At 61.8% G+C, this 18,071-nt stretch carries 17 protein-coding genes; 11 read left to right on the top strand and 6 right to left on the bottom strand.

The genetic code is table 11. The annotated features are described in order from the left end of the window. The first annotated feature begins 39 nt into the window (after positions 1 to 39). From ACFPN2_RS10980 to ACFPN2_RS10965, 4 genes are all read left to right on the top strand, one after another. Positions 40 to 1,455: a circularly permuted type 2 ATP-grasp protein gene (locus ACFPN2_RS10980; RefSeq protein ID WP_380596646.1), complete on the top strand. Its 1,416-nt coding sequence runs from the start codon at positions 40 to 42 to the stop codon at positions 1,453 to 1,455. A gap of 106 nt (positions 1,456 to 1,561) precedes the next feature. Next, positions 1,562 to 2,509 (top strand): alpha-E domain-containing protein, encoded by a 948-nt coding sequence (locus ACFPN2_RS10975; protein ID WP_380596645.1) that lies wholly within the window; start codon positions 1,562 to 1,564, stop codon positions 2,507 to 2,509. Between the two features lie 10 nt (positions 2,510 to 2,519). Then, a complete protein-coding gene (locus ACFPN2_RS10970) occupies positions 2,520 to 3,326 on the top strand; it encodes a transglutaminase family protein (protein WP_380596644.1) in 807 nt (268 codons plus the stop codon). 52 nt (positions 3,327 to 3,378) lie between these two features. Further along, positions 3,379 to 4,116, top strand: coding sequence for a proteasome-type protease (locus ACFPN2_RS10965; protein ID WP_380596643.1), 738 nt, complete (start codon positions 3,379 to 3,381; stop codon positions 4,114 to 4,116). An 11-nt stretch (positions 4,117 to 4,127) separates the two neighbouring features. Here the strand turns inward: ACFPN2_RS10965 and motB are convergent, their stop codons facing one another. Both motB and motA read right to left on the bottom strand, forming a co-directional pair. Then, positions 4,128 to 5,174: a flagellar motor protein MotB gene (gene motB / locus ACFPN2_RS10960; protein ID WP_380596642.1), complete on the bottom strand. Its 1,047-nt coding sequence runs from the start codon at positions 5,172 to 5,174 to the stop codon at positions 4,128 to 4,130. A 21-nt stretch (positions 5,175 to 5,195) separates the two neighbouring features. Continuing rightward, positions 5,196 to 6,053, bottom strand: coding sequence for a flagellar motor stator protein MotA (motA, locus tag ACFPN2_RS10955; protein WP_380596641.1), 858 nt, complete (start codon positions 6,051 to 6,053; stop codon positions 5,196 to 5,198). A 180-nt stretch (positions 6,054 to 6,233) separates the two neighbouring features. On the opposite strand from motA, the gene ACFPN2_RS10950 reads away from it, so the two are divergent. The 6 genes from ACFPN2_RS10950 (at position 6,234) to ACFPN2_RS10925 (ending at position 9,373) form a co-directional block, all read left to right on the top strand. Continuing rightward, the gene (locus ACFPN2_RS10950; RefSeq protein ID WP_380596640.1) at positions 6,234 to 7,034 is read left to right on the top strand and encodes a secretin N-terminal domain-containing protein; all 801 of its coding nucleotides are present in this window, start codon (positions 6,234 to 6,236) and stop codon (positions 7,032 to 7,034) included. Between the two features lie 82 nt (positions 7,035 to 7,116). Next, positions 7,117 to 7,710 carry a hypothetical protein gene (locus tag ACFPN2_RS10945; RefSeq protein WP_380596639.1) on the top strand — a complete coding sequence of 198 codons (594 nt, stop codon included), beginning with the start codon at positions 7,117 to 7,119 and terminating at the stop codon, positions 7,708 to 7,710. Positions 7,711 to 7,869: 159 nt separating this feature from the next. Continuing rightward, a complete protein-coding gene (locus ACFPN2_RS10940) occupies positions 7,870 to 8,079 on the top strand; it encodes an addiction module protein (RefSeq protein ID WP_380596638.1) in 210 nt (69 codons plus the stop codon). Then, a complete protein-coding gene (locus tag ACFPN2_RS10935; RefSeq protein WP_380596637.1) occupies positions 8,006 to 8,374 on the top strand; it encodes a type II toxin-antitoxin system RelE/ParE family toxin in 369 nt (122 codons plus the stop codon). The genes ACFPN2_RS10940 and ACFPN2_RS10935 overlap by 74 nt, the downstream gene beginning before the upstream one ends. 94 nt (positions 8,375 to 8,468) lie before the next feature. Next, the gene (locus tag ACFPN2_RS10930) at positions 8,469 to 8,810 is read left to right on the top strand and encodes a hypothetical protein (protein ID WP_380596636.1); all 342 of its coding nucleotides are present in this window, start codon (positions 8,469 to 8,471) and stop codon (positions 8,808 to 8,810) included. Positions 8,811 to 8,812: 2 nt separating this feature from the next. Further along, positions 8,813 to 9,373 (top strand): hypothetical protein, encoded by a 561-nt coding sequence (locus ACFPN2_RS10925; protein ID WP_380596635.1) that lies wholly within the window; start codon positions 8,813 to 8,815, stop codon positions 9,371 to 9,373. Here the strand turns inward: ACFPN2_RS10925 and ACFPN2_RS10920 are convergent, their stop codons facing one another. From ACFPN2_RS10920 to ACFPN2_RS10905, 4 genes are all read right to left on the bottom strand, one after another. Continuing rightward, complete coding sequence (locus ACFPN2_RS10920) at positions 9,374 to 10,837, bottom strand: sensor histidine kinase (protein WP_380596634.1); 1,464 nt, start codon at positions 10,835 to 10,837, stop codon at positions 9,374 to 9,376. A gap of 84 nt (positions 10,838 to 10,921) precedes the next feature. Beyond that, entirely contained in the window at positions 10,922 to 11,593 is a 672-nt protein-coding gene (locus ACFPN2_RS10915; protein ID WP_380596633.1) for a response regulator, read from the bottom strand. A gap of 91 nt (positions 11,594 to 11,684) precedes the next feature. Next, positions 11,685 to 13,178 carry a DegQ family serine endoprotease gene (locus ACFPN2_RS10910; protein WP_380596632.1) on the bottom strand — a complete coding sequence of 498 codons (1,494 nt, stop codon included), beginning with the start codon at positions 13,176 to 13,178 and terminating at the stop codon, positions 11,685 to 11,687. 84 nt (positions 13,179 to 13,262) lie between these two features. After that, the gene (locus ACFPN2_RS10905; protein WP_380596631.1) at positions 13,263 to 13,949 is read right to left on the bottom strand and encodes a YceH family protein; all 687 of its coding nucleotides are present in this window, start codon (positions 13,947 to 13,949) and stop codon (positions 13,263 to 13,265) included. Positions 13,950 to 14,107: 158 nt separating this feature from the next. Between ACFPN2_RS10905 and ACFPN2_RS10900 the strand changes: the two genes are divergently transcribed. After that, the gene (locus ACFPN2_RS10900; protein WP_380600103.1) at positions 14,108 to 18,064 is read left to right on the top strand and encodes a DUF3683 domain-containing protein; all 3,957 of its coding nucleotides are present in this window, start codon (positions 14,108 to 14,110) and stop codon (positions 18,062 to 18,064) included. The last annotated feature ends 7 nt before the right edge of the window (positions 18,065 to 18,071 follow it).

The following is an 18,071-nucleotide window of genomic DNA, read 5'->3' as shown; positions in this document are numbered from 1 at the left end:
GCCGCGGCACTGCTGCCGCCGGCTACAACAGAGGTCTGGATGTCGGCGACTCCGTACGATGAAATGCATGCCAGCGACGGCGACGTGCGCGAGCACTACAAGACCTTCGCTTCCTGGCTGGCCCGCACGCCCAGCGAGCGCGTCGCTCACAAGCGCGCCGAGGCCGACACGTTGTTTCATCGGGTCGGCATCACGTTCACCGTGTACGGCGAAGAAGCGGGCACCGAACGGCTGATTCCCTTCGACATCGTCCCTCGCATCATCCCGGCCAACGAATGGAAACATCTGGCCGCCGGCTTGAAGCAGCGCGTGCGTGCGCTGAACGCGTTTACCAACGATATCTATCATTCGCAGGAGATCCTGCAGGCCGGCCGCATTCCCGCCGAACAGGTGCTGTGTAACGGTCAATACCGGCCGGAGATGCAAGGCATCGACGTGCCGGGCTCGATCTATGCGCACATCGCGGGCATCGATGTCGTGCGCGCCGGGGCCGGCGAGTTCTACGTGCTCGAAGACAATCTGCGGGTGCCGTCGGGCGTGTCATACATGCTCGAAGACCGGCGCATGATGATGCGATTGTTTCCCGAGCTGTTCGCGGTGCATTCGGTGGCGCCAGTCGAGCACTATCCCGATTTGTTGCTGGAGAATCTGCGCAGCGTCGCGCCGTCCGGTGTGAACGATCCGACGGTCGTGCTCCTCACGCCGGGTGCTTATAACAGCGCGTACTTCGAGCACGCGTTCCTCGCGCAGCAGATGGGTATCGAGCTGGTCGAGGGGCAGGATTTGTTCGTCGACGACGAGTTCCTCTACATGCGCACCACTCGCGGCCCGCAGCGGGTCGATGTGATTTATCGCCGCATCGACGACGACTTTCTGGACCCGCTGGTGTTTCGGCCGGATTCGATGCTGGGCATTCCAGGATTGCTGGCCGCGTATCGCGCGGGGCGCGTGACGATTGCGAATGCGATCGGCACGGGCGTGGCGGACGACAAGTCCATTTATCCCTATGTGCCGGAGATGATCCGCTTCTATCTCGGCGAAGAACCGTTGCTGTCGAATGTGCCGACGTATGTGTTACGTCGCAGAGAGGATTTGGAATACACGCTCGCGCATCTGTCGGAGCTGGTCGTCAAAGAGGTTCATGGCGCCGGCGGATACGGAATGTTGATTGGCCCGGCGGCGAGTAAGGATGAACTGGCGGCGTTTCGTCAGCGGATCCTGCGCTCACCGGAGAAGTACATCGCCCAACCGACACTCGCACTGTCCGCGTGCCCGACGTTCGTCGATGCGGGCATCGCGCCGAGACACATCGATTTGCGGCCGTTCGTCTTGTCGGGCCGGGAAGTAACCTTGGTGCCTGGCGGCTTGACCCGAGTGGCGCTGAGAGAAGGATCGCTGGTGGTGAATTCGTCGCAAGGCGGTGGGACGAAGGATACGTGGGTGCTGGAGCGATGAACGACCTGCGCATAACGCCGCCACAGATTGTTATTTTTGTTTTTCCCTCCGGACAAAACAAAAAAACAACCCTCTCTTGGCGAGGGAGCCCGCAGGGCGTACGAGCATGCTGAGCCGCACCGCCGATCACCTGTATTGGATGGCGCGCTACACCGAGCGCGCCGAAAATCTCGCTCGCATGCTCGACGTCAATTCGCGCATGTCTCTGCTCCCTCAAGGCGCCGAGGTCGTCGAACAAGGCTGGATCGCGACGCTCACCATCATCGGCTTGATGGACGCGTTCCGGCAGCGTTACGACGCAGTCACCTCATCGAACGTCATCGCCTTCATGGCCTTCGATCGCGACAACCCTCTGAGCATCTACAGCTGCCTGCGCGCCGCGCGTGAAAACGCGAGGGCGGTGCGCGGCACGCTCACGTCGGAAATTTGGGAAACATTGAACGCGACCTGGCTGGAGATGCGCGTGGCCAGCCTGCGTTCTTCCACCGAAGCGGAAGTCGGCAATTTCTTCGAGTGGGTGAAGTATCGCTCGCACGTCGCGCGGGGCGTGATTCAAGGCACGATGTTGCGTGATGAGGCCTGGCACTTCACGTGGCTCGGCACGTATCTGGAACGCGCCGACAGCACCGCTCGCATTCTCGATGTGAAGTATCACTTGCTGCTCCCTCGCGGTGAGCAAGCGGGTGGCGCAGCCGACTACTATCAATGGAGCGCACTCCTGCACTCCGTCTCCGCGTTCGAAATCTATCGCCGCGTCTACCGCGATCTGATCACACCGAGGCGCGTCGCCGAGTTGCTAGTCCTGCGCGACGACATGCCCCGCTCACTTCGAAGATGCATGTCTCAAGTCCACATGCACCTCCAGTCGGTGCGGAACGCGCAGTCGTCGGAAACGGAGCGGCGTGCCGGCGAGCTACAGGCGTCGCTGCATTTCGGGCGCATCGAAAGTGTGTTCGAGATCGGGCTGCACGAATATCTGGTGCGATTCCTCGGTCAGGTGCGCGATCTCGGCGATCGCGTGTCACGGGACTTCCTGGTGTCGGCTACCGACTAAGAGAGAGCGTATGCAACTGCATATCCGACACGAAACGTTCTATCGCTACGGCGAGCCGGTGAAGCGCAGCGTGCAGAACCTGCGGCTGACCCCTCGTCGCGATCCCATGCAACGCGCGTTGAGCTGGAATATGGCTGCGCCCGGGCGCTATCGCTCGCAAGTCGATGCTTACGGAAACATCGTGCATTTGCTCACCCTCGACGAGCCGCATCGGGAGATTCGCATCGTCGTGAACGGCATCGTCGAGACCGAGGATCACTCCAGCATGTCGCTGCCCGACGAAGGCAGGATTTCGCCGCTGGCCTTTCTTGCCGAAACGCCGCTGACCCGGGCCGACGAGGCCATCGTCAACTTCGCGCGTCCTCATCTGCAAGCGGGCAACGAGTCGCCCGGCAGGCTGCTCGCGCTGGCGGAAGCGGTGTGTGAAGAAGTGCGCTATGAAAAAGGCGCCACCGACGTTCACGAATCCGCCTCGCGGGCGTTCGCGCGGGGTGCGGGGGTGTGCCAGGATCATTCGCACATCTACATAGCCTGCTGTCGCAGCGCCGGCATTCCAGCACGCTATGTCAGCGGTTACTTTTACGCAGGCCCGGACGGCGAGATCGCCAGCCACGCGTGGGTGGATGTTTGGGGCGGCCGCGACCAAGGCTGGATGTCCATCGACGTGACTCATCGCACGCCCACCGACGGGCGCCATTGCCGGCTGGCGGTGGGGCGCGACTATCTCGATGCCTGCCCGGTTCGCGGGGTCCGTCGTGGCGGCGGGCCGGAAGAGATGCAGGTTGCGGTCAGGATCGCGACAGCCGCGCAGCAGTAATCGGTTTATAGTTCGTCCTGGGCAGAGCCGCCCATCAACTGCGGTTGTAGCTATGACGTATTGCGTAGGCATGCTGCTGGATGCCGGCTTGGTATTCCTTTCCGACTCGCGCACCAACGCGGGCGTGGACCAGATCAGCACGTTCCGCAAAGTGACCATCTTCGAGCGTCCCGGCGAGCGCGTGATGGTGCTGCTCACCGCCGGCAATCTCGCGATCTCGCAAGCGGTCGTGAATGTTTTGCACGAGCACGAGAACGAGCCGGGCATCAAGGGCATCTGGACGTCCAAGAACATGTTCGAGGGGGCGCTCGCGGTCGGCGAAGCCTTGCGCGAGATTCACAAGCGCGACGCCGAGGCGCTCAAGGATCATCACATCGAATTCAATGCCTCGCTGATCTTCGGCGGCCAGATCGGCGAGGAGCCGCCGCGATTGTTTTGCGTCTACGCGGCGGGCAATTTCATCGAGGCCACGCCGGACACGCCGTACTTCCAGATCGGCGAGTCGAAGTACGGCAAGCCGATTCTGGACCGCGTCGTCACCCGCAGCACGAGCCTGGCGCAGGGCGCGAAGTGCGCGCTGATCTCGATGGACTCGACCATCCGTTCGAACTTATCGGTGGGCGTGCCGCTGGATCTGTTGTCGATCAAGCGCGACGAATTGAAGGTTCACAGTCACGTCAACATCGACGAGAACCATGCGTACTTCAGGATGATCCGCACCCGCTGGAGCGAAAGCCTGCGGCACGCGTTTCACGAGATCCCGGATCCGGAGTGGATGCGGCGGAGCTAGTCTTGCTGCTGTCAGCCCGCGATCGGAGCCACCGCGGCCGTAACAGGCACAGCAGCGCCGCTGCCGGCATCACCCGCAGGAGCGACAGCGCCCGCCTCCCCACCAGAACCACTCTCCGCAACCGGCGCCTGCCCAGGCTCCGTCGCGCCCGGAGGCTGCACGCTGAGCAGCGTGCCGTTCTCATGCATGATCGCTTCTTCGGTGCGACGGTTCATCACGATGATGCTGATGCGTCGGTTCACTGGGCTATCGGGTACCGCGGTATCCAGCAGCACACTCGACGCCAGGCCAACGACACGCCCCACCTTCTCCTGCGGCAACCCACCAGCAATCAACGCACGACGGGCCGCGTTAGCGCGATCCGCTGACAGCTCCCAGTTGCTGTAGTTGTTGGCGATGTAAGGTTTGATGTCCGTGTGACCGCTGATGCTGATGCGGTTCGGCACGTTGTTGATGATGGTGGACAGCTCGTAAAGAATCTTGGTGCTGTAGTCCTCCAGCTTCGCGCTGCCGAGCGGGAACATTGAGCGGCGATCGTGATCGACGATTTGAATGCGCACGCCTTCGGGCGTGATGTCCAAAAGAATCTGATCCTTGAACTTCGCCAGCGCCTCGCGCGCGTCGATCGCTTCCTTCAGCTCCTGCATGAGCGAGTTCAACCGCTCCTTGTCGAGCTCTTCGGCGCGCTTCTCCGCCTCATCGTCATTGATCTGAGCTTCCGGCGCATCGGGATTGCCGCTGGTGGCGTTCAACTCCATGCCGCCGCCCAGTTGAATCATGCTGGTGCTGGCGCCGCCCGGGCCTTGAACGGACGTGGGCGAAGGCATGGTGCTCGTGCCCGGCACCGCGGAAGGATTGTTGAAATATTCCGAGATCGCGCCCTTCTGCTGCTGAGTGGTCGAGCCCATCAGCCACATGAGCAGGAAGAACGCCATCATCGCGGTGGCGAAGTCGGCGAAGGCCACTTTCCAGGAGCCGCCATGATGACCGTGGCCGCCCTTCTTGACCTTCTTGATGATGATCGGCGCCAGTGCCTCGCCGTCTCTGCTCTTAGCCATGACTAAAGTCCGCTAAGCCGATCAAGCTTTCTTGCCGCGCAGCTGGGCTTCGAGATCCTTGAAGCTCGGACGCAGTTCCGCAGGCGTCGACTTGCGACCGAACTCGATTGCAACCTGCGGCGGGTGACCCTGCAGGAATCCCATGATGCAGGTCTTGATGGTCGTATAGAAATTCGTTTCGTCGCGGGCGCGGCGCTCCATGGCCGTGCTCATCGGGCCGAGCAGGCCGTACGCGAGCAGAATGCCGAGGAAGGTACCGACCAGCGCGGCCGCGACCTTGATACCGATTTCTTCCGGCGGGCCGCCGAGCGAGCCCATGGTGTTCACGATGCCGAGCACCGCGGCCACGATGCCGAAGCCAGGCAGCGAATCGGACACCTTGTTGAGCGCCTGCGCCGGCTCTTCGCCGCCGTGATGATGCGTCTCGATCTCCAGGTCCATCAGCGCTTCGAGCTGATGCTGGTCCATGTCGCCGCTGATGATGAGGCGCAGGTAATCCTGAATGAATTCGACGGCGTGATGATCGGCGAGGATCAGCGGACGCTTCTTGAACAGATCGCTCTTGGCCGGCTCTTCGATGACGCGCTCCAGGCCCATCATGCCTTCCTTGCGCGCGATCGACAGCAGCTCGTACATCACCGAGAACAGCGCGAGATAATGATCCCTCTTATACGGCGAGCCCTTCAGCAGCGCCGGAATGCCGGCGGCCACCTTCTTGGTGACGCTGAACGGATTGGCGATGATCAGCGCGCCGATCGCGGCGCCGCCGATGATCAGCAGCTCGGAGGGCTGCCAGAGCGCGCCCAGCTGACCGCCGTGGACGGCGAAGCCGCCCAGCACACAGCCAAACACCACCACGATGCCGAGGATCAGGTTCATTGATTTTCCGGAAGAACGATCAGCACGCGGTTCAGGGGCCGCACAGCCACTGATTCGGCATAATCGCTCCAGGCTTGAGTGGACTGGTTCTCGGTAAGCGCGTCGTTTCCACCTAAGCGTTTGCCTTAGCCGATTGTTTAGTCATCGCAATACAGGGACTTAGCGCGTTCCAGAGGCTTTATGAACAATTTATTCCGGCGCTTGCAGCGAGGCTCGTGGCTGGGCATCGTCGCCTGCCTGATGGCCACCGTGACCTGGGCGCAGTCGCTGACTGTCATCGATTTGAAGTACCGACGTGCCGAAGATCTCATTCCGGTATTGCAGCCCTTGCTGGAACAGGGCGGCGCGCTCACCGGGCAGGATTACAAGCTGTTCGTTCGCACCAGCGGCAGCAATCTCGCGCAGCTGCGCTCGGCGGTGGCGCAGTTGGATAAACAACAGCGGCAGATGTTGGTTTCTGTGCGCCGGAGCACAGCGTTGGATATTCAACAGGAGCAGGCCTCGGCGTCGGGCACGCTGAGCACTCGCGATGGCGTGTCCGCGAGGGTGCGCGCCGGCGAACGCAACTTGCAGACGAACGACGCGAGCGTGTCGAGCGTGCAGGTGCTCGAAGGAAATTCTGCATTCATCGCCACCGGCACCACGGTGCCGATTGTGACGGCCTTCGCAGTCGGCGGCGGCAAACGACCGTTCGTCGCGGGCGCGGTCGAGCAGCGTAATTTGCAGCGGGGCTTCATGGTCACGCCGCGCGTCAATGGCGATCAAGTCATATTGGAAATCTCACAGCAGGACGAGCGCGTTGGCGGCAACGGCATTCAGTCGCAGTCGTTGAACACGCAGGTCGTCGGCCGGTTGGGCTCGTGGATGCAGCTCGGCGGGGTCAGCGAGACCTCGAGCAGCAATAGCAGCGGCATTCTGAGTCACAGCTACAGCACCGGCGGCAACGAGCTGTCGGTGTGGGTGAAAGTCGACGCTCAGTGACCTCATGCACGGATCATGTTTGTTAGATCCGATGTGATGCGCGCACTTCGAGGGCTGACGGCGGCCCGGTAACCTGCACGCCATGTTTGCTCATTGGCGAGTCGTGGTTGCATTGGTTGCCGTCGGTGCTGGCGTTGCCGCGCTGGTGGAAGGCCGTGCCGTCGATCGTCCGCCGGGCGTGCTGGCGCCTGACGAGCCCTGGCAGCAACTGGTACAGCGGGCGCCGTTTTCGCATGGCGACTATCAGATAACGCCACTAGCCGATTTCGATGTCGAAGCGCGTGTGCTGTCGGTAGAGAAATACAGCATGGACGGCGGGGCTCGCCTCTCGCCTATCGATTTCGCCCTCGGCTGGGGCCCCATGTCCGACAGCGCGGTGCTATCTCACTTCCGGATCACTCAGGGGGCCCGCTTCTTCACGATCTATCCTGACGAGCAGGCCATCGACATCCCGACCGCCCTGCTGAACGCCTCCAACATGCATCTGATTCCCGCCGACGGGAACATCGAAGATCGCCTGCAGGGCGTGAAGCCCGGCAACATCGTGCATCTGCACGGCCAGCTGGTCAGCGTGGCCGGCCCGAACAATTTCACCTGGAACAGCTCGCTCACTCGCGCCGACACCGGCAATGGCGCGTGTGAGTTGTTCTATGTGGAGTCGGTTGAGAAGCGCTGAGCCCGGCGCTAAATCTAAAATTCAGGGTGGGACTCGAGCTGCGAAGACGTACAGTCCGATATCAGACAATCGTCATTCGAGGGCAGGCGCATGATGGACAGCTCGGGTGCCCGGCACCTGCGGTTTCGCAGACCGCGTGCGCCGGGGTATGCTGACCTCATGAACCCCGATCTGCGAAAATTACCGCTGGAAGAGCGCCTCCGCCTGGTCGAGGATCTGTGGGATAGCATCGCTGCAGATCAGGGCGCGCTGCCGCTTACCTCACAACAGCGGGCCGAGCTCGACCGTCGGCTGGATGCGTATGAGTCCGACAGTGTTCGCGGCCGCCCCGCGGCAGACGTTATCGCTGACATTCGCAAAACCTTGTGAGCCTGACGGTCCGCGACTCAGGCGAGAGGCTGAGGAGGATCTGGCTGTTGCGACGGCTTGGTATGAACAACAGCGCGCGGGCCTGGGGCAGCAATTCCTTGATCGAGCCATGGCGATTTTTAACTCAGTCGCCGAACGACCGCTGCTATATCCCGTAGTACACAGAAGCACCCGCCGCGCTCTGATGGCGCGTTTCCCATTTGCGATTTACTTTCGAGTCGAGCCTGACGACATTGTTGTCGTAGCTGTCATGCATGGGAGCCGGCATCCGCTTTGCTGGCGAAGCCGACCGTAAGCGCGGCGATCAAGGCCTGTGCTGCGCCTGCAAACCGGCGCTAAATTTAAAATTCAGGGTGGCCTTTGACCTGTGAAGACGTACAGTCAGCTTCATGGTCAAACGGCCCCCGGCATCTGCAAGTCGCTCGTCATCGAGCCCGTGGGCCAACGCCGTTCGAGACATCCTGGTTGCGTCGATCAACAAAGGTCAGTTCCCTTTGGCGATTGTCGGCCTGATCCTGATGTTACTGATCTGGCGAATGCCGTCTGAAGATGTGTCTGAGCTCGTGTTTCGAATCGTTGATGGGTTGGAGGGTGGGACGCTCTTCGGCTATTTGCTGGCGCTGGTTGCAATCGGTGGCTGGTATGTCCATGCCAGGTATCAGCGCCGCCTGATCTCCGTCGAGCTGAGCCGGAGCCTTGGCCTGCAGAGAATAAAGTCGAGTAGGGGGTAGCGATGTACTACTGCATTTTGATCTTAATGGCTGCTGCCATTCTTCACTTCGTCTATGAGTCGATCATTGCGCCATCGCTGCGGCTCGAACTGCGCCTCGACCTGCTGCGGTTGAGGGACGAGGTCCGGCTGCTGAAGATCGAAAACTCAAGGGCCGCCGGCGAGGGGGCGGAGTTCGTCGATCGTCATCTTCGGGTGCTGCAAGACTCGATCGACTCCCTGGCGGGCATGTTGTTCAAGTTCGATCTGGTCACGGTCTGCGCGATCTCGGATCGAATAGATCGCGATGTCGAGCTCAAGCGCCGGGTGGCTGCGCGAGCGCGTATCCTGGATAACTGCGTTCTGCCAGGGGTGCTGGCGATAAGAAGGGAACAGCTTCGGATCGCCGCCAAGGCCCTGGCGGTTAACAGTGGCCCGATGCTGCTCGGGTGCGCCGTGCCGGCATCGCTGTTCGTCGGTTATCAAACCGTTCGCAACAAGATCAAGAGCTCGTTGACTGTCCCGGGCACAGACCTCAAACCCTTCATGCCGGATGAGCGGGAGCTGGGAGTGATGGCGATCTGATCAGGCGCGGGAGCTGGGTTCCGCGTCGCTGGCAAAGCCGACCATGAGTTGTTTTCTCACCGGCAGCACACAGCGCACCAACAGTCCGGGGTGATTGTCCAGCAGCTCAATCGTCGCTCGATGCAATCGCATGACCGCGGCGACCAGGCTCAGCCCCAAGCCGCTGCCGACTTGATCCCGATCCCGTTCCAACCGAACGAAAGGTTGCAGGATGCGGGCGCGGTCGGCGTCGGGGATGCCGGGGCCGTTGTCGGCGACGGATAGAGTCAGGGAGTCGCCGAGGGTGCGGACGCTGGCTTCGACCTTGCCGCCTTCGGGCACGTATTTGATCGCGTTCTCCAGTAAATTGACGACGGCCTGCGCGAGCAGTTGCCGATTGCCGTGAATGAAGGCGGTGGCGTCGCCTTGGTATTCGAGGTTGATGTTTCTATTGCCGGCTTCGGGTTGATACAACTCGACCAGTTCTTGCGCGAGCGCGGCGACATCCACATCCTCGGTGGGAACGTCGCGGCCGCGGCCGTCGGTCTGAGCGATCTGAAGCAAAGTGCCCAACGTTCGTTGCACGCGATCCAGCTCGGCAAGCGTGGCGTCCATCGTCTCGCGGACATTGTCGGCGAGGCCTTCGTGTTGAAGAGATTCTTCGATGCGCACGCGAGCGCGATACAGCGGGGCGCGCAAATCGTGGGCAGCGCTATCGAACGTCGTACGCAACGTCTCCGTCTGTTGCTCGATGGTTTCGAGCATCCGATTGACGGCGGTGGCGAGGGCATCGAACTCGTCGTGCGCGGGCTCGACAGGTAAGCGCTGTGACAAATTGCCAGCCATGATCGATTCGCAGGTCGCCGCCACCGCTTTGATGCGACGACGAATGCGCCTGCTGTAACTCAAACCGAACAACGTGGCGAGCAACACGCTCGCGCCGACGCCCCAGAACATGGCCGTTCGCAGGCGGGAGGCGAGGCGGCTGCGATTCAGAATATCGGTGCCGACGAGCAGCCAACGATTGCCGGGCAATCGAATGATCTGCGCACGCACCGGATGCGCGACCGCGCCGCCGGCCTCGCTGGCGTCGATATCGAATTCCACCCAATCGTTATATCGACTCACAACCTGCGGCCAGCGGGCGAGATTGCCGGCGATAGGAAACCCGTTGCTTTCGACCAAGAGATACACGGCCCCGGATCGACCCCAGCCGTCCGCGCGACGATGTAACGTCGCCACGAGCTGCAATAACCCGCCGCGCGAATAGTCATCGACCAGATTGTTGACCTCGGAGTTGATGACGGCGTCGACTTCGTTGTCGAGCACGCGCGCGGTCAGGAAATAAACGGCGGTCAGCACCAGAGTGACGCCGACGGCGAAGATCACGATAAACAGCGTGGCGAGCCGCGACGTGGACAGTCGCATGCGCGGTCGCGGGCGCGTGGTCGGCCCGACGGCATCCGGGCGGCCGGAGTCGGTCATGCGTTCGCTGCTCTGAAGAACCGTTGAAGTGGCGGCCATTGTACGACGTCTTCCGTCGCCCCCCGCCACAACGTCCAAACCCGGTTATTCCTTGAGTACGTAGCCGGCGCCGCGCACGGTATGAATCAGCGGCCGGGAGAACCCTTTGTCGACGGCGTTGCGCAGGCGGCTCATGTGCACGTCAGTGATATTGGTCTGCGGATCGAAGTGCAGGTTCCATACGCCTTCGAGCAGCATGGTGCGCGTGACCACCTGGCCGGGCCGGCGCATCAGGAATTCCAGCAGCTGAAACTCCTTGGTGGTGAGGTCGATGTTCTGGCCGGCGCGAGTCACTTTGCGGGCCAGCAGGTCCAGCTCCAGGTCCGAGACCTTGAGTCGGCTGGATTCCGCCTGGGCGGTGCCTCGACGGCTCAGCGCCTCGATGCGCGCGAGCAGTTCGGCGAACGCGAACGGTTTGGTGAGGTAGTCGTCGCCGCCGGCTTTCAAGCCATGCACGCGGTCGTCGACCGTGCCGAGCGCGGACAGGATCAGCACCGGGGTGCGATCGTTGCGCTCGCGCAGGGTGGTGATGATGGTCAGGCCGTCGATGTGCGGCAGCTGACGGTCCGCGATCACCACGTCGTAATGACGTTGAGTCGCTTTTTCCAGGCCGTCCCGCCCATCCGGGCTGTGATCGACGCTGTAGCCAATTTCCCGCAGGCTTTTGAGCAGATATTCGGCAGCCTGCAGATCGTCTTCGATGAGCAGTAATTTCATTCGCGTAACCGGTGAGCTGACCGACGAAGGCAGCGGGGATTGACGAGGGGAAGTTTCCGCCATTCGTCGGTCGCTCACCATAGCTACATCCTTACCCGATACGCACCGGGACAAAGATCTGCGCGCTGTCTCGTTCGATCAGCAGCGCTACGATCTTGCCCTTGGTCTTGCGAGCGGCGACCTTGAGTTCGTCCACCGACTTCACGGGCTTGCCGTTCACGCCGAGGATGATGTCGCCACGCTGCACGCCAGCGGCCGCCGCCGGGCCATCCGAGTCTTCGACCACCAGCTCACCCTGAGTGTCGACCTGCGCCTTCTCCTGCTTCTGCAGCGGGCGGACGACCAGACCGAGCTTGGCGGTTTCATCGGATTCCACAGCGTCGCGGTTCGCAACCTTGGTGCCCTTGTCGACGATCTCGACCGGCTTGGCGCTGATGCGCTTGATGCCGCCTTCACGCCACACGTCGAGATTGACCGTGCTGCCGGGCTTCTTCGAAGCGATCAAACCAGGCAGCTGCGAGGACTGTTCGATCTCGGTGCCGTCGACCTTGAGGATTACGTCGCCGGCCTTGATGCCGGCCTTGGCGCCCGGGCCGTTCTCTTCGACCATGCCGACCAGCGCGCCCTTCGGACGATCGAGGCCGAACGATTCGGCGAGCTGCGCATTCACGTCCTGGATCGAGACGCCGATGCGACTGCGGGTGACCTTGCCGTTCGAGACCAGCTGCTGTTGCACGTTGCTCGCGACATCGATCGGGATCGCGAACGACAGACCCATGTAACCGCCGCTGCGGCTATAGATCTGCGAGTTGATACCGACCACTTCGCCTTGCAGGTTGAACAGCGGGCCGCCGGAGTTGCCAGGGTTCACGGCCACGTCGGTTTGAATGAACGGCGCGTAGTTGCTGCCGGGCATGGAGCGCGAGGTCGCGCTGACGATGCCGGCGGTGACGCTGTTCTCGAAGCCGAACGGCGAGCCGATCGCGATCACCCACTCACCGGGACGCAGCTTGGCCGGATCGCCGATCTTCACGGTCGGCAGATTCTTGGCGTCGATCTTCAACACGGCGACGTCGGTGGCTTCGTCGAAGCCCACTACCTTGGCGGTGTACTCGCGACGATCGGTGGTCTTCACCGTGACTTCGTCGGCATCGGCGACCACGTGCGCGTTGGTCAGAATGTAACCATCGGCGCTGACGATGAAGCCCGAGCCTTCACCGCGGGCCGGCTGCTGATTGCGCGGCATGGGCTGACCGAAGCGACGGAAGAAATCCTGGAAGGGATCGTTGGGCGACATGCCGCCGGGCCCTTCGTTGCTGATGGGCTGCTGCTTGCCGACCACGGCGACGTTCACGACGGCCGGGCCATAGTGATCGACCAACGAGGCGAAATCGGGCAGGGCGGCTGCGACATTGCGCGGCGACGCCGTTGCGATGGCGGGCGGCGGGCTGGCGGCCGCCTGGGTCGGGTTGTTATCGGCGAAGCTGCCGTTGCAGCCGGCCAGCGCGATACCCAGCAACGTGGCTGCCGAAACCACGGTCGCGCGAGCTCGATTGAAGGGGGCTCGATTCTGTCTGACAAGCATGGATGGCTCCTCCCAAGTTGGGTTTCCTATGCAATGCCAGTAAGACGCCCCTTCGCAAGCAAAGTTTGCCGCGAAGGCCGTCTATTACGAGGACTTAATGCTACTGCGTAGTTCTTCCAACTCCTGCCGTAGGGCAGCGACCTGCGCTTCGAGGGCGTCGACACGCGTCGTCAGGGCGCCCCGGGATTCGGACATCGGCGCGTTTGGCTGCGGTTCAGCCGCGCCTCCGCCGGCTTCGGCTGGCGTCAGCGGAATCGCGTCCTCTCCACTGAATAAGTGCGCATATCGGGAATCGCGGCGGCCCGGCTCGCGAGGCAGCTGTTTGACGAACGGGCCGTCTGGTCTCGTGGCCAGATCCTCGAGCGCCGATTCGACTTCAGCGGGGTCGCGCAGCTCGGCCATGCGGGGCACGCGAGTGCGCAACTCGCCCGGCGTCTGCGGTCCTCGCAGCAGCAACTCGCAGATGATCGCGGTCTGCACCGGTGTGAACTCGAACGAGCCGAAACCCGTATTACAGAAGCGGTGCTGATACTTCTGCACGCGGCTGCCGAAGCCCGATTTCTCCAGCACCAGATGCTTCTTCACCAGTCCGTCGACGCTCTCCTGCACGGTGCGCTCGTCGAGACTCAGCACCGGCTCGCGATTGCTCTTCTGATTGCAGGCGTTGAGCAACGCATTCAACGACAGAGGATATTGATCGGGCGTGGTGATGGCCTTCTCGATCAGGCAGCCGATCAACCGGGCTTCCAGGGCGGACAGATGCGTGTTCATGGGCCTCGGAGCTTATGCAGTTTGGTTTGGGGAATATAAAGGATTGCCAGGATCAAGGGCTTATCGGGCATTGGCGCCTTCTTAGACCGGACTGTAACCGCGTACAATTACCGTCCATACCTCGCCTCGGGCTCTTAAGCCTTACTACCTTGCGCAACCTGTCCCTACCGCTTGCCGCCACGGAGCCGGACGCCGCTGTCGCGGGCCCGGCCGCTCGTCTGCGCGAAATCCCTTACAACTACACCTCGTTTTCGGATCGCGAGATCGTGATCCGACTGTTGGGCGAGTCGTTGTGGACCATTCTTGACGAGCTGCGCGGTGAACGTCGGACCGGCCGTTCGGCGCGCATGCTGTACGAAGTGCTCGGCGACATCTGGGTCGTGCAGCGTAATCCGTATCTGCAGGACGACCTGGTCGACAATCCCAAGCGCCGTCGCCTCTTGATCGAAGCCTTGCATCACCGGCTCAACGAGATCGAGCGTCGTCGCGATGACGCCGATCCGGAGCGCGATCGCAAGGTCGGCGAGCTGTTGCAAGCGGCGCGGCGCGCGGTCCAATCGTTCGCCGACGATTTCGAAAAACTGGTGCAGCTTCGCAAGCGGGCGCGGCGTCTGCTCGAGCGTCACACGCGTGACGACAACATTCGCTTCGATGCGTTCGCGCGTGTCTCACACGTGACGGACGCGACCGACTGGCGTATCGAATATCCCTTCCTCGTGCTGTCTCCCGACACCGAGGCGGAGATTCCCGCGCTGGTGCGCGATTGCATCGAGCTGGGCCTCACCATCATTCCGCGCGGCGGCGGCACTGGTTACACCGGTGGCGCGATTCCGCTCACGCCGCTCTCGGCCGTCATCAACACCGAGAAGCTGGAACAGTTGGATCCGATTGACGTCATCGACGTTCCCGGCACGCCGGATGTGAAGGTGTCGACGATTTTTAGCGGCGCCGGTGTCGTCACTCGTCGCGTGTCCGACGCGGCTGAGCGTGCGGGTCTGGTGTTTGCTGTCGATCCGACGTCCGCGGATGCCTCGTGCATCGGCGGCAACGTCGCAATGAATGCCGGTGGCAAGAAAGCGGTGCTGTGGGGCACGGCCGTCGACAATCTCATCTGGTGGCGGATGGTCGATCCCGACGGCAACTGGCTCGAAGTGACCCGCCTCGAGCACAACCGCGGCAAGATTCACGATGTCGAGGTTGCCAAGTTCGAATTAGTCTGGAAGGACGGCCGCGACAATCCGCAGCGCGCACGTGTGTTGCGTACTGCCCGCGTCGATATCGAAGGTCGCAAGTTCCGTAAGGAAGGTCTGGGCAAGGACGTCACCGATAAATTCCTGGGCGGCCTGCCGGGCGTGCAGAAGGAAGGGTGCGACGGCGTGATCACGTCGGCGCGCTGGATTCTCCATCGCATGCCCAAGTACACGCGTACGGTGTGTCTGGAATTCTTCGGTCACGCACGTCATGCGATTCCGTCCATCGTCGAGATCAAATCGTTCCTCGATAAAGAGACCGCGATCTCTGGGGTGCAGCTCGCGGGTCTGGAACATCTCGACGAACGTTATCTGCGCGCCGTCGGCTATGCGACCAAGTCCAAGCGCGGCGCCTTGCCGAAGATGGTGCTGCTCGGGGACATCGTTGGCGACAACGAAGATGCGGTCGCCCGTGCGACGTCTGAAGTCATCCGCATTTCCAACAGCCGTGCCGGCGAGGGCTTCGTCGCCGTCAATCCCGATGCGCGCAAGAAGTTCTGGCTGGACCGCTCACGCACGGCCGCGATCGCGAAACACACCAACGCCTTCAAGATCAATGAAGACGTGGTGATTCCGCTGGAGCGCATGGGCGACTACACCGATGCCATCGAGCGCATCAACATCGAGCTGTCGTTCGCCAACAAGATCAAGATGCTCCGCGAGCTGCGGGACTTCTTCGAGACCGAGCTGCCACTGGGCAAGGTCGACGATCCCGATCTGGTCAGCGTGTCACGCGCCGAGTTGCTTGGCGATCGGCAGATCCAGGCTCAGCAGGTGATTGCGGACACGCTCGCGCGTTGGACCTATCTCGCCGAACATTTGGATACGCCGCTTAGCGAGGCGTTGCCTGAGCTGGCCACGCTGGGCTTCGCTCCGCTGCGCGGAGATTTCGAGCGACGCATCGATCGCGAACCGAATGTTCGCGTGTTCGATCTGGTGCAGGATCGTTCGCTGCGCACGTCGTGGAAGACGGAAGTGCGTGCGCATCTGCGGCGCCTGTTCGTGGGTGGCGCGTGTGTGCCCATCCTCGAAGCGGTCGAAGAAATGCACAAGCGCGTGCTGCGGGGTCGCGTGTGGGTGGCGCTGCATATGCATGCCGGCGACGGCAACGTGCACACCAATATTCCTGTGAACTCGGACGATTACGAAATGCTCCAGACGGCGAACCGCGCCGTCGAGCGGATCATGGCGATTGCCCGTGGGCTCAATGGCGTGATCTCGGGCGAGCACGGCATCGGTATCACGAAGCTCGAGTTCCTGACGGACGCCGAGACTGAGGAGTTTCGTCGTTACAAGGATCGCGTCGATCCGGACGGTCGCTTCAACAAAGGCAAGCTGATGCCGGGCGGCGATCTGCGCAACGCGTACACGCCCAGCTTCAACCTGATGGGACACGAGTCCCTGATCATGCAGCAGTCCGACATCAACTCGATTTCGGATGCCATCAAGGACTGCTTGCGTTGTGGCAAGTGCAAGCCGGTGTGCGCGACCCATGTGCCGCGTGCGAACTTGTTGTATTCACCACGTAACAAGATTCTGGCGACGTCGCTGTTGATCGAAGCGTTCTTGTACGAAGAGCAGACGCGTCGTGGCGTGTCGCTGCGTCACTGGGACGAGTTCTCCGATGTGGCCGATCACTGCACGGTCTGTCACAAGTGCGAGAAGCCGTGTCCCGTGAACATCGACTTCGGCGACGTGTCGATGGCGATGCGCGATCTGCTGCGCCGGATGGGCAAGAAGCGCTTCAATCCAGGGACTGCGGCGTCGATGTTCTTCTTGAATGCGACCAACCCGCAGACGATCAAGGTTGCGCGCACGGCCATGTTGGAGTGGGGCTTCAAGGCTCAGCGTATGGCGAATCGCGCGTTGAAAGTCGTTGCCAATGCGCAGACCGCGCACCCGCCCGCGACGACCGGCAAGCCGCCGGTGCGCGAGCAGGTCGTCCACTTCGTCAACAAGAAGATGCCCGGCGGGCTGCCGAAGAAAACGGCACGCGCTCTGTTGGATATCGAAGATCGGCACTACGTGCCCATCATCCGCGACCCGTCGCGTACGACCAGCGAGTCGGAGGCCGTGTTCTATTTCCCTGGCTGCGGCTCGGAACGTTTGTTCTCGCAGGTGGGGTTGGCGACCCAGGCGATGCTTTGGAAGGTCGGCGTGCAGACGGTGCTGCCTCCCGGTTACATCTGCTGCGGCTATCCGCAGCGGGGCGCGGGGCAGTTCGACAAGGCGGAGAAAATGATCACGGACAACCGTGTGCTGTTCCACCGTGTCGCGAACACGCTGAACTATCTCGACATCAAGACGGTGGTGGTCAGCTGCGGCACGTGTTTCGATCAGCTGCAGGGTTATAAATTCGACGAGATCTTCCCGGGCTGTCGCATCGTCGACATTCACGAGTTCCTGATGGAGCGGAATGTGAAGCTCGAGGGCGTGACCGGTGTGAGGTACATGTATCACGACCCGTGTCATACGCCGATCAAGAGCTATGACCCGTTGAAGGTCGTGAATACGCTGATCAACGATCAGGTCAACGGCAAGGTCGAGAAGAACGACCGCTGCTGCGGCGAGTCCGGCACGTTCGCCGTGAGCCGCCCGGATGTCGCGACTCAGGTTCGGTTCCGAAAGGAAATCGAGATGAAGAAGGGCGCGGAGAAGCTTCGGGCGGATGGCTTCAAAGGTGACGTGAAGATTCTCACCTCGTGCCCGTCATGCATGCAGGGTCTCAAGCGCTACAACGATGACGCGGACATCGATGCGGATTACATCGTTGTTGAAATCGCCAAGCATGTGCTCGGAGCCAACTGGCTGCCGGAGTACGTGCAGAAGGCGAACGCGGGCGGTATTGAGCGCGTTCTCGTTTGATTTGAGC

The sequence above is a fragment of the Steroidobacter flavus genome, assembly GCF_042651805.1.
In the GTDB taxonomy this organism is placed as follows: domain Bacteria; phylum Pseudomonadota; class Gammaproteobacteria; order Steroidobacterales; family Steroidobacteraceae; genus Steroidobacter; species Steroidobacter flavus.
This window is presented reverse-complemented; position numbering and strand designations above follow the sequence as displayed.